The 12,897-nt window shown below is 55.6% G+C and carries 4 protein-coding genes; all 4 read left to right on the top strand.

Annotated features, from left to right (window positions below):
- Window positions 1–381 precede the first annotated feature (381 nt).
- The 4 genes from CGZ80_RS04625 (at window position 382) to CGZ80_RS04610 (ending at window position 12,887) form a co-directional block, all read left to right on the top strand.
- Window positions 382–975 carry a peroxiredoxin gene (locus CGZ80_RS04625; RefSeq protein ID WP_094411823.1) on the top strand — a complete coding sequence of 198 codons (594 nt, stop codon included), beginning with the start codon at window positions 382–384 and terminating at the stop codon, window positions 973–975.
- A gap of 124 nt (window positions 976–1,099) precedes the next feature.
- Window positions 1,100–1,774: a hypothetical protein gene (locus CGZ80_RS04620; RefSeq protein WP_103296372.1), complete on the top strand. Its 675-nt coding sequence runs from the start codon at window positions 1,100–1,102 to the stop codon at window positions 1,772–1,774.
- Window positions 1,775–2,232: 458 nt separating this feature from the next.
- Window positions 2,233–5,724: a hypothetical protein gene (locus tag CGZ80_RS04615; RefSeq protein ID WP_094411819.1), complete on the top strand. Its 3,492-nt coding sequence runs from the start codon at window positions 2,233–2,235 to the stop codon at window positions 5,722–5,724.
- Complete coding sequence (locus CGZ80_RS04610) at window positions 5,721–12,887, top strand: hypothetical protein (protein WP_094411817.1); 7,167 nt, start codon at window positions 5,721–5,723, stop codon at window positions 12,885–12,887. Before CGZ80_RS04615 ends, CGZ80_RS04610 begins: the two co-directional genes overlap by 4 nt.
- Window positions 12,888–12,897: the final 10 nt, after the last annotated feature.

Raw genomic sequence — 12,897 nt, 5'->3', positions numbered from 1 at the left:
CTTTCGCGTGAGGAGCTGGAAAAGATGATGGAAGCCCGTCGTGGCGGACGCGATCGCAACGGTCCTCCGCGCGGTGCCGGTCGACGTGACGGTGGCCCGCAAGACGGTGACGCCCCTGGCGGTGATCGGCCCCGCCGTCCACCGGCTGAATAAAGCGGTCGCCCGCCGGCCGAATAAAGTGGCCGGTATTTTTACATCCGACTTGGCGGCACGCGGAATTTTGGTTGCCGCCTTGTCGGATCCCGCTAGCTGCTCGATAGTGTTGCACGACTCCGAGTCCTCTCGGTGCCGCCGAAATTCGTTTTCGTTGGCCACAAGCGGCTGACAACCGGCGCCGAGACTCACGAATAACTTTCGCAACTCGCAATCCGAGCAGAATCCATGAGCGTTTTAGTCGCACAGCAAGCGCCCGACTTCAAAGCACAAGCGGTCATGCCCGACGGGCAATTCAAGGAAGTCTCCCTCAGCGATTACAAGGGCAAGTACGTCCTGCTGTTCTTCTGGCCGCTAGACTTTACGTTCGTTTGCCCTACCGAAATCATCGCGTTCTCTGATCGTGAAGCCGATTTCGCTGCCAAGGGTGTCCAAATCTTGGGCGTATCGATCGACAGCCACTTCACTCACTTGGCATGGACCAACACCGCACGTGATCAAGGCGGTATCGGCAAGACTTCTTATCCGTTGATCTCGGACCTCAGCAAACAGATCTCGCGTGACTACGACGTTCTGCTTGACGGCGGCGTCGCACTGCGTGGCCTGTTCTTGATCGACAAAGAAGGCGTTGTCCGTCACCAAGTCGTCAACGACCTGCCGTTGGGCCGTAGCGTCGACGAAGCATTGCGTATGGTCAAAGCACTTCAGTTCTTCGAAGAGAACGGCGAAGTCTGCCCAGCGAACTGGCAAGAAGGCTCGCGCACGATCAAACCGAACGTCGACGACAGCAAAGAATTCTTCGGCGCCGAATACGCTGGCTAATTCCACACTATCGTTTGCGATTGCGGAATTGTGATCGCGACAGAATCGTCGGGCCAACGTTTGAGTTTCTAGCAACGTTGGCCCGTTTGTTTTTTTGACTGAACATCATTTGGGAATTGGTTGGATGTGGTTGACGGCTCCAAATCGGATCGGCATCGCGGGTTGGCAATCGAACGACTCGGTTTGGCGATTCGACAGTCTCAATCACGACCATGTTTCCGCCATGCCGCTTGGCGCATCGCTAAGAGTTGGCGCGTACACCGTGGGACTTTGCCATCCCGGTGACCAGTCGCTGCCTGCCTTAGATGAACAATTTGTCCGCGCCGACGAATTGCACCAAGCTTTCCCGCAAACCGCGGAGCAACAGTTTGGCTATGGTTTGATGATTCGTCCCGTTGCCATTCCCGATTGGCAAGGAGACGAGAACAGATTGGCGTTCGAATGGGTGGTATCTGTTCAGACCACGTTGCTGGACTCGCACCCGACGATCGATTTGCTGACTGACATTGGCACCGGCCGCGTTCAATCAATCCCCAGCGCCAACGCGATGGCTTATGCAATCGAAGGCCAAGGCGTTTCCGCGGCAATCATCTTAGGGGCCCAAGACGCCCCCTTCACGGACCAAATTGAATCGCCCGGTGCGACCCGTCTGCGACTGTTTGGCCAGTTTCTTGAAAAAGGCGTCATCCGCCGTGCCCGACCGTGGGTTCTGGTCGATCGATCCGGCAACTCGATTGACAAAGCGACCTTGACCGCGGCCGCGCAAGCACTTGCGACAAGCCCAATACCGCTGAACTAAACGTTCTTGCGGCAAGTGGTCCGCCATAGTCATCGATGCCGCTGTCGTAGCGAACTTTTCTGCCATTTCTGCGGTAGAATGAGCAATCTGCGGTGGCGTCAACGTTGGTTGAAACAGCATCCACTTGTGACGGTTTTGCGGTTTTCGCTTTTAATCGCCTTTTGCGCTGCATGAAACATGGAATCCCTGCTCAGGATTCGCTGTTTCCGGCTAGGCTGTCTGCGTAAACTAGAGGCATGTCACAAACATTGCGGGGTGAAGATCGCCTGGAGCTACGCCGACCGCACTTATCACTTATCCAGACACCTAGCAGTTCTCAGATTCCGTGACGTGTCGCGATGCAACCAATTTGTGTTTCATGGCGTAGCGCATTACGAATCAACGACCTGTTGGGCAGCAATTCCACGGTTGGAGTTGCGGAAACCGCCACCACCAAGCTCTTGGCATCCCGGTAACGCATGGTTCGCCCAGACATCTGCACCGACTTTTCGGCTTTGTTCTCAAAGCCAATGAAAGTGGTGTTGTGTTGCGCGCTGATGTTCTTGACCGGAATCGTTTCGACAGTCAGCGCGCAGCCGCCCGGGACCTATCCCCCACCGGATGTGATTCTGCCTCCGACGCTGCCCCCGTCCTCGGAGCCTGGCAAGATCCCGATGAAAGGGATGATTGTGTTCGACATTTCCAAGTCGCCGATCTACCTGCCACCGATGACTTACGAAAAATGGTGGCAGCTTGAACAGGAATCCGAAAACCAATCGCGTCGATTTATCTTCGAGAGTGTTTTGATCGACGGACGCGTCGAAGGCAATCGTGCGGAACTCACTGTTGAAGTCCGGGTGGCGGTCGATGCGACGGGTGACGAAACGGTGGAGATCCCGATGGCGATGGATAATTTTCATCGCTTGGCTCCGGCCGAATTCTTTCTCGGACGCGACAATGAAAACAAGCTGGCGCTCGACATCGATCAACAAACCGGCGTGCAACAATTGCTGGCTGCGGTGAAGTCCGACACGACGGTGGCATTTCGAATGCAGATGTCGGCGCGGGTTGAGAACGACGGCTTCAAGGCAATTGAGTTTCGACTGCCGCCCGCTCCCACTCAAATCAAGTTACTGACCGATGCGAGTGATGTTGTCGGACAGATTCCGGATCGCGACGACGAAGTGATCGAAACCAGTGCCGATGCCAACGGTCGAACTCAGTTTCATATCGACAGTAGCGGTGGCAAATTCACACTTCAGTGGGGAAAACAAGACAACCCGATTGTGACGCCACAATTGGAGTCAACGAGTGACGTCTCGGTGACTTGGAACTCGCCGCAGGAACCGTTCATCCAGAACGTGGAAATGACGATCCGCGATCCGCGTGGGCCGATCTCCAGTTTCCAGCTTCAATTGCCCGAGAATGCGACGCTGACCGAAAATCCGCGTCTGATCGGTGGTGGCCAATTTGGCCAGTTGGAAACCGCCGAAGCCGATTCGGACCAAGGCGGCCTGTACCAAGTCAACATTCCCAAAGTCGAGCGTCAAAAAAGTATCGCATTGTCGTTTCGTGTCGAGTTAGCTAGCGATTCGCCGACCGCAGCAGACCCGCTGCGTTTCCAAGTCCCAACGGTTGTCAGCGCTGTACGAAGCCGCGGGACCGTTCGGATCACCGCGGGACCTGACTATCGACTGCGATGGCGCGAGCGTCCGTCGGTGACCAAGATCGCCGGCGGTGATGCCGATGACCCGGCGGGCGGTGAGAACGTCCACGAATTCCAATTTGTCCGCGGCGAATTCCATCTTCCGATCTGGCTCGACGCGACCCGACGTGAGGTTCGCATCACCGCGTCCACGTTTATCGAATTGCGAGATAATTACGCCAACATGGCGATGGACGTTCGCTCGGCAGGCAACAGCAGCCCCAGTCGATTACTGACGCTCGATATGGCCGGCTGGCAGATCCTGTCAGTGGAAAATGCCCGGACCGGCGCGCGAATCGCTCGCTATGATCGCGACTCGTACATCGAAATTGAAAATGCGTACACGGGGATGGAAGAGTCGATTCCAATCCTGATCAAGGCGCGACGTGTTTTTGATACGGCGATCGATGAACAAAGCATTCAGCAAATCGATTTGACGATCCCCAGAATTGTCGCCCCGAGCGACGGGCAAGAACCAGTCACCGTAACTGAATCGCTCGTCCAACTCAGCAGCCGGGGACGTAAGGCGTTGGTCGTTGATCTTGGCCGCTCACAAAACCTGCAGCGACAGCCGACCGAAGACTCCGAAGAAGACGAATCGCTGCGTAAATTTGCGATCGTCCCTTCGGATGCCGAAGCACGAGTGATCGGGGACCTTGTCGAACAGCCACCGCGATTGGTCTTTGATTCCTTGGACGCCAAAGTTCAATTGGAAGTCGAGCAAGTCGATACGGTGGTCCGTTGGAAAATACAGTCACAAACCGATCTCGAAGGGCGTTTGCGTATCGCGGTCCCACGAGTCACTGGGGTCGAGTCCAGCACGACCGCTACTTCGACGACAGAGACGACAAATTCAAACAAACCTGCGCCCTTAACGATCAGTGAAACTCCGACGAAGACGAAGCCAGACTGGAGCGTCCTCGTCCAAGGTCGCCCGGCTAGCTTGGTCCCAGTGAAGATCGATCCGGCGACAGAATCGATCGCTAGCGAATCAGTCGACGTCGACTACTTTGATATCGTTTCCGACACGTTGGCAGACGGCGCGATGGAAATTCGCTTCCAGCGTGGCTGGCCAGTTCGTGCTGCCGAAAAAGACAAATCGGCTTCGGCCGTTTTTGCGATGCCATATCCGTTGGTCGAAGACATCACGCTGCGCGGGGACATCGATGTCGAATTACTGGGCGACCAACAGAACGTCTTGGAACCGGTCGATGACTTTGCCGACGGTACCAACCTGAAATATCGCAACTTGCCAAAGGCACCAATCCAATTGCGATTGTCGCCGAAGGCGCAATTACAGAGTGAACTTTCTATTGGAAAGGTATTCACCCGAACGATTGTGAACGAGGTCGCACAGCATGACCAAATGATCGCAATCGTCGAGGGCGCCGGTGAATTGCGAGCCCAACTGGCTGCGGGCAGCAACCCAGACATCAAGGTGATGGTCGACGGCCAACCGGCCGCGTTTCGTGTCGCCGAACAAAAGCTGATACTGCGTCTTACGAAGGAAGGTCGGCAGCGTCACGTTGTCGACATTCGTCTGTGGAACGATCGTCCGGCCACCGGACTCATCGAAAACGTCGCACCGATCGCAACGCTTGGCCCGGGCGTGCAAGAAGTCTATTGGCAATTGACCACGCCGTTTAATAGTCACCTGCTGCGTGCCAATCCCTCGGTCGGAAGACTGATGAAATGGACGTTTGACCGATGGCTGGTACGCCAACCACTGCTGGGCGAAACGGCGTTAGTAAACCGAATGGTTCAAGCCGACGCAGAATTCGTCGAATTGACTCCGCTGCCGAACAGCGGCAACCGTTATCTGTTCTCGGCGATGGATGACCGTGCCTTTGAAGCGCTGACGGCGACTCGCACGTTGATCTGGATGGCAGTCGCAAATCTAATCGTCTTTTGCACCGCGATCCTTACCTATTTTCCGGCGACACGTCACCCGGTGACGTTGCTGTTGGGAATTGTTGCGATTGCTGGATTGCTATTTGTTGCTCCCGATGCGACGGTGCTGGTCGGACAGGTTTCGATGATGGCTCTAATCGTCGTCGCGGTGATGCTCGCGATACGCAGCTTGGTGATTCCGACGCCATCGCGTGTTCTCAGCAGCAGTCAAGTCTCTCGTGCAACCGCATCACGCTACGCTCCCTCGTCGCGCTCCGGACGCCCCGCTGAATTTCGCTCACCGAGCAGTATTGCGGTGACACATTCGATCGGCCCCGAAGACATCACGACGGCGCCGGACGAGGTTTCATCGTGATCGCCGGTCGTTTGCTGACCTTGTCGATTGTGGCACTGACGTTGCTCACGCCCGGTTCATTGCTCGGCCAAGAACCTCAGGCCCCCGAGAGTGATCCGACGCAAGCGTCAACGCCAGGCGGTAGCGATCCGGCAACGACGGTTGACGCTGAAGTCGAATCCCCGAACGACGAATCCGTTGGCGTGACGCTACCGATCGATCACTTTGACGGCCGGCCTTTCCGGCCGATCGGTGTCTATCAATCACAGCTCGTCGGCCTGATCCCGAAAGACTTCATTCCGGTCGCACTCGGTGAGTTGCATCAGTTGTTACGTCAAACCGAAGATCAAACGCAGCGGCAAACGCAAACGCGATTGTTGAGTTCGTTTTACGATATTCGACTCGATGACCAATTGCTAATTAGTGATCGAAGCGTATTGGTGTTTGAACACGCCGCCGACCATGGCGTGCGTCAAAACTTGGGACGTGTCAACTTGGCGATCACCCCGCGCCGCGCAATCGTCCGTGGCGCCGCGAGTCCGAGCGGCTTGGCACAGTCTCGATTCGAGGTTGACGTCGACGGCCAACTAATCGCCGTCGTTCCTGCTCGGGAAGCGGACAATAACGCCCCCGATCCGGCCAACGACGAATCAACCGCTGCGGCAGACACCGATCGCAGCGGCGATGAACTCGATGCGAGTCGGTTGGCAGCACGCCGGTCCGAGATCCAATTCGGTTGGACGCTCCGAGGCGAAGCAGTCGGTTCGGTTCGGAAGTTCGACCTGCGATTGCCGCGTTCGGCCCAAACACGTTTGATCCTCTCGGTCGACCAGGATGTGACGCTGGAAACGCGTCAAGGTGTACTTATTGAACGAGCCGGTCCACCTCCGGATGCGGACGTGCAAACACGATCAGGCGAGATCCGATGGTACGTCTTGGAAGCCGGCGGGCTACAGCGTGTGGAGATTTTCGCGCGGAAACGAGTCTCCGAATCTGGCGGCCACGCGATGATCGTTCGACGCGAATCTAAGCAGTACGAAATCGATGATTCTGGTGTGAAATGGACACACCACCTTTCGTTCGAAATGCCACAGCGACGCGATCAACTCCGCTTGCGTTGTCCCGTCGGCATGGTCGCTGACGTGCGATTGAATTTTGCAGAATCAAACTTCCAAGTGATTCGGCGAACGGACGGACAAGCGATCATCAACATTCAAATCCCCGGCAAGTTTCCGGAAAACGATGCGCCGCCGGTCCAAGAAGGAGTGCCAGACACGAGTCCCGATGAATCGATCAGCGAGTTAATGACGCTGACCGTGACTGGAAACTCGGCTTGGAATCTAGCCGACGGTTTGTGTCCGCTGCCGTCGGTTGTCCCCATGGACCAAAGCGTGTTCTGGAGTCCGACGACGACGACCGCACGTGTCACGATCAATGGGCCGATTGAGGTTGCGAAGTGGAACCTGCCGGAAGGCTGGCAACAGTCGGTGCAGCAAGTCGTCTCACCAGACCAAACAATTCTCTCCGGCGAAGGGCCATCGACCAGTATCGTTTCAATGTCGGACGGGACTTCGAACGATTTAGTTTGGTCCACGATCGGATTGATTCACAAACGGTCGCGTGTTACCGAACACATTTGGACGCGAGTGCGGGTCAGCGAAGAACCGGTTCATGCAATCAACGCGACCACAAGAATTCGCTACCAACTTTCCGATTCTGACCTGTCGCCGATGACGATCGATTCTCACCAAGATTGGTTGGTGGAGGAAGTCCGCATCATTCAATCGGGCCGACGTATCAATGTTGGTCCCAAGTCGCGTTCGTTCTCGGTTTGGCCCACGCCTTCGGAATCCAGACTACCCGAAATCGATTTGGAAATCGTCTCGCGACGCAACTTGCTCGGCAACCGCGAAAACCTGCGTGTGCCCTCGTCATGGATCGTCCGTCCGCATGATAGCCTGACGCCTTATGTGATTGCTGTTCAAGCACCGGGTCGACGGCGTTGGAACGGTGACAGTGTTCTGTTGCCCGATCGTGTCGACCTCAAGTCACTTGACGAACAAGCCGTCGCCTTTTTCCAACCCAATGCCGAAACGGTTTTGTTGCAATCCGACTCGGGCCAACTTCCGGCCTTGGAATTGGAACCTGTTGACGTTTCGATTGGCGTTTCGCTGAAACATGTATTGACCAACGAGCACGGCGGATTGGTCGAAACCATTGTGATTCGCTCCTTAACCTCGCAACCGATCCGTGAACTCGGTGTCTTAACCGGAACGCAACACACACAAGCATTCGACTGGTCACTTCGTCGGGTCGACCAATCGGCCACCGTTAGCTTGCCGCTATCGGACATCACAGTACCGGCCGACGATCCGTTGGGCACCTATGTCATTCGACTCGAAGGCCGCGAATTCACGGATTACGAATTGATCGGGCGACGCTTCCTTCCAATTCCCGAAAACCAAGTCAAATTGCAGCTACCGAGTGTTCGCGATGATAGCAGCCAAAACGCGGATTTGTTTTTGGCAGAGCCATGGGAAATCACCAACATCCCGGAAGGCGTTTCGCTTGTCCCCGGTGATGATGTCGTTCCGCCTACCGATGACGACACTGAAAACGACGATCTTTCACAGCGGTTGCGATATGACCCGGCACTTCGCCCGGAAATCACGATCCACCGTGTCCCGGCAGAATCACGTAGCTGCTTGATTTGGAAACAAACCACCGAAGTGATCGCGAACGGGCGTCTGGAAGACGTCGTCCAACTCTCTGCGGAATTGTCGACACGCAAATTGATTCATGTCGTTCACGACGACGATTTGGAAATCGTTAGTTTACAGCTAAACGGAAAAACTCCGCAGATCAGCCAATCGAATGACGGCATCTGGTTTACCCCCGAGCTGCCGACGGACAAAGTTTCATTGACCATGCGGCGGAGACACCAATCGGAAGGCTGGTTGCGAGCTTGTGTGGCACCACGTGTTGCGATCGAAGGCAACGTCCTTGAGCAGCAGATCAAATACGAGACTGATCCGACGTCGTTTCTATTGCATCTTTCGCGTTCTCCTTCGGCGGTCGAGCAATTGTCACAAGACAGCGAGACGGCCGGGACTTCCACGTCGAATGACAATGCAATTCCGATTGGATTAGAGACGACGCGGGTGACGCTCTGGATTATGCCGGGACAGATCGCTTTGGCAATCAGCTGGTTGTTCGCATTGGCCGTCGTTCAAATATCCTGGATGCTGGCCAAGTACCTGCGTCTGGGGATCAACCTTCTTTTTATTGGCGTTGTGCTCGCGGCCAGTGCGTCGGTGATCTTTTGGCAATGGCAACTGCCGATCATGATTTGGGTCGCCGTTCCGATCGCGCTCGGCGGGCTGCTGCACGTGATCACGGATCACCGAAAGTTTGACGTCCCAGACGACAATGTGGTTAAGACGAATGGAACAACACAACACCCGACCGGTGGCAAAGCGTCGCCGGACTTCTCGGTGACTTTATCGATCTGGGTGTTCATTATCGGTTTGGTCTTCGGTGTCGCGAATACGGTTTCCGCGCAACCCGCTCCCGTTGATCCTCCCTCGACTCAAGATGGTGGGCCGATCGAGTTATTGCTGCCACTCGACAGTTCTCATCAACCGACCGGAGACAAAGTTTACTTATCGAAGAGTGACTACGACCGAATCCGGAATCGTGTTAACCCAGAGCTTGCCCTCGAAGCTCAGTTTCAATCGGCAAGCTATCGTATCATCCTTGAACCGTCCCGAGAGTCGACGCGCGACTTGACCGCTGAAATCCAAGCGGAATACCAAGTCGTCACGCAACGCGAGTCGACGAAGCTGCACCTGCCATTGCGTCCCGATTCGATTCGTCGCATCGAAGTGCTCAATGGCGACGAAGCCCAAATCGCCCGCTTCACAATCGATACAAAATCAGGGGTGATTTTGGATACGCCGCGTGCTCGCCAATTCGGGCTTCGTGTCACGTTCGTTCCAACCATAGCGGTCTCTTCTAATGGAAGTAGCACCGTCATCGACAGCGATGCGTCATCGGCGGACGGAGCTTCTGAATCGGAGGTTGATACCGCAACCGAAAACGAGAGCTTGACACATACGATTCGCCTGGGAATCCCTACGGTTCACATGGCCAATTTGATTGTGGAGGCCCCGCGAGAAATCGTCATCGAATCGCTGGGGACGCCCTATGGAAAAACTCTTTCACGCCCCGAACTAGGACGCTATGAAGCGGACCTGGGACCGGTCAGTGAAATTGCGATTAAGTGCCATCGTGAACGTCGCTCCGAAACCGGTCGCACACAGCCACTTCGTCGGACCTATCGTATTGCGTCGGGCGTTCAATCGACGATCGTCGAATGTGAAATCAAATCGGATTCGCTGATCGAAAGCGGGCAAACACTTTCCCTGACCATTCTTGGCCCACCACCAACCAATCTTGACCCAAGCTCATGGAGATTGAGCCAACGCAGTCGCGCCGAAGGTCCACTTGATGAGCAATCCGCGCTCAGCACCGTTGGTGTCTATCAATTCATCAAGCAATCGGATTCCCCAGCCCCAATTCGCCTATTCTGGCGTTTGCCGTCGCTGTTGAACGATCCCACGTCGACCGAAGATCGCAAATTGCTTCCCGTCCCGGATGTAGTCGCAACTAACTCGGGCCAGCCGATGCAGACAATGTTCGGCATCGAATCTGCGCCTGCGGTCCGTTTGACTGAAACGACATCGTCCTCAGTAGCGGTCAGTTCTGACGAATTTTTAAATCGTTGGGTTGGGTATTCAGGTCCGCTCGCCAGAGCATTTTTAGTCGATGACGACTTTCCATCGTTCGCACTTTGGCGTGATAAAGATGCCGAAGCATCGCTGGTTTTGCAGCACCACCTGCACGTCGACTCACAATCGCTGACGTTGACTTTGAACGCCATCGTGATTGACCCAAGACCGGTCACCAACCGCGTTCTGTTGGCGATCCCAAAGCAATTTCAGTTATTACGGCAATCGATCAATAGCGAACCGATCACCGCCCCCGCTCAAACACGTTTGCCAGACGGCCGCTTGGCAGTGTCGCTCGGCGATCGGCGGATCGACGGTCAAATGGAAATCGAACTGGTTTGCCAGGCAGGGCTTCCGGGTGACGGCAAGGTAGAAGTGCCACTGTTTGACACGCTGGGCTCATTGCGACCTTCAATCAGCTACCGTGTAACGCGTTCCAAGCATGTACGTGTCGACGTGATTCGTGACTCGGAAGCATCCGCAATCCAACCGCCAAGCGTTGGACGACAAGAATTACTTGCCGGACAGCTTCCGGTCGTGGAATCAACGCCGCCTACGCTCGCGGCGACGACAAGCGACGACGGAAGATCGCAACTCGCATTCAATTCTTTGAACGTTCGCAAGCTGCCGCGAGGTGCCGCGGTCAACTGCGACCAAACTTCTCTGATGCGATACCTTGATGGCCAGTGGACTTGCGACACGTTCTTGCAACTGACTTCGAACCGTGTTCCAGATTATGTGGACGTCCAAATCCCGGGTGCGTGGGCGCGCGACGTGTTAGTCGAAAATGCGGATGTTTGGTCAGTACGTAACTCAAATGACTCCGTCGTCAGCGTGGCTCGTATCCATTTCGATAGCGACGCCAGCAAGCGTGGCGAGGGAACACAACAGCGAGTTCTGGTGCGTTGCAAACTTGACAACCGTGATCAGGGTCGCGTCACCGTTCCCGATATCAAGGTGCTGGGCAATGTGAACGGGCAGCGTGTAATTGCACTTCCAAAGCGATTGACCACCGAAGCAATCGATTGGCGTCGACGAGGAGTGCGGGACGGGCAACTCGGTTCAGAATGGTCACAGCCGTTTGGTGACCTGGTCCAGGAACCCGAAATGTATTCCGCCTACACCATTGTCGGACGAAACTGGTCGGTACAGTTGGAGCCGTTATCGCAAGCCGCCGTCGACCCCGTCGTATTGAGCTGCGATGCGAGGGTCTTTTTGGCAGGAGAGCGAGCGGTTGTTTACCAACGTTTTGATGTTCTTCCTGAGCAGGGTAAAGAGATCGCGTTAGCGTTGCCTCTAGAAGCGAAGTGCATAGGTGTTTGGGCCGCCCAACGCGAAATCGACCTATCGATGCAACTCGCGGCCAACAATTTACTCGATCAATCGCAACTGTCTGAGCAAAAACAGATTCGCATTCCGCTCGCATACAGTCGGTTGCCACAATCGATCGAAGTGTTCTTAGAAGTCACTGCACCAGAGCGAGAAATTCGCGATTACCTGTGTCAACCGTTCGGAATCGATCTCGGTACACAGTGGCTGACCATTTATCGCGCCCCATCGGTCGAAACACCACGCATCCTTTCGATCGCCGATTCGTCTGAACTTCGGCCAGAAGAGAACAACCTTGCCGCAAATGACATGGCGTTGTCACTTGCCGAAAGCGTGGTCGTCGCGATTGAGCGATCGCGAGACCTTTTGGCCGAACGCAGTGACGCCGAAATTTCGCGTTGGCTATTGCCTTGGATCGCCCGCTACAACACGATCGCCACGCTCGCCGGCCATCATTTTCGCCCGGACGCGGCAGCAGTAACCTCCGACAGTCCAGTTGCCGAGAGCCCGACACCCAAGCCAATCGGTTCCGCCGATGCGACAGCGGAAACAGACAGTGCGTCGGCGACAACTGAACCGCCATCGCTAAATCCGATCGATCCCCGCTGGACCGAACTTGACCGACGGTTGCTGGCGTTTGCCAGCCGGTTCATGACGGCGGACACCTCTTTGCCAAGACCTTTATTATCCCTGTCGAGATTTCGTGACTACGAGCGACTCGAAACGCGGCAATTGCAAACACTCGACGAAGTCCCCGTTCTGAAACTTCGATTCGCTAAGCATGAGATCCTGCAACGCAGCTTGTTCAACATGATTACGCTGGTCACGTTCGCGTTGGCAATTGTGTTGCTGTGGCCGTTCCGCGGCCGATACCGACGCTGGATCTTACACCCTAGCGTTTGGGTGCTCGCGATCGCCGTCCTGAGCACCGCCGTGGTACCGCTGCCGATTGCGTTGACGATTATGATCGTGGCGATCACGATTCCCGCATTTCGACTGCGCTCGCGACGGCCCGCGACCAAAAGCTCGGCCAACGGGCTCGTTCGTGATCAATCGCGAGGCTAGTTCGCAGCGA

This window comes from Rhodopirellula sp. MGV (genome assembly GCF_002251265.1).
Classification (GTDB): Bacteria; Planctomycetota; Planctomycetia; order Pirellulales; family Pirellulaceae; genus Stieleria; species Stieleria baltica_A.
The sequence above is the reverse complement of the archived record's forward strand: the minus strand, read 5'-3'. Positions and strand labels throughout refer to the sequence as shown.

Coding starts and splice junctions, on each gene's coding strand:
- CGZ80_RS04625 (WP_094411823.1), top strand. CDS start 382: ATGAGCGTTTTAGTCGCACAGCAAGCGCCCGACTTCAAAGCACAAGCG.
- CGZ80_RS04620 (WP_103296372.1), top strand. CDS start 1,100: ATGTGGTTGACGGCTCCAAATCGGATCGGCATCGCGGGTTGGCAATCG.
- CGZ80_RS04615 (WP_094411819.1), top strand. CDS start 2,233: ATGGTTCGCCCAGACATCTGCACCGACTTTTCGGCTTTGTTCTCAAAG.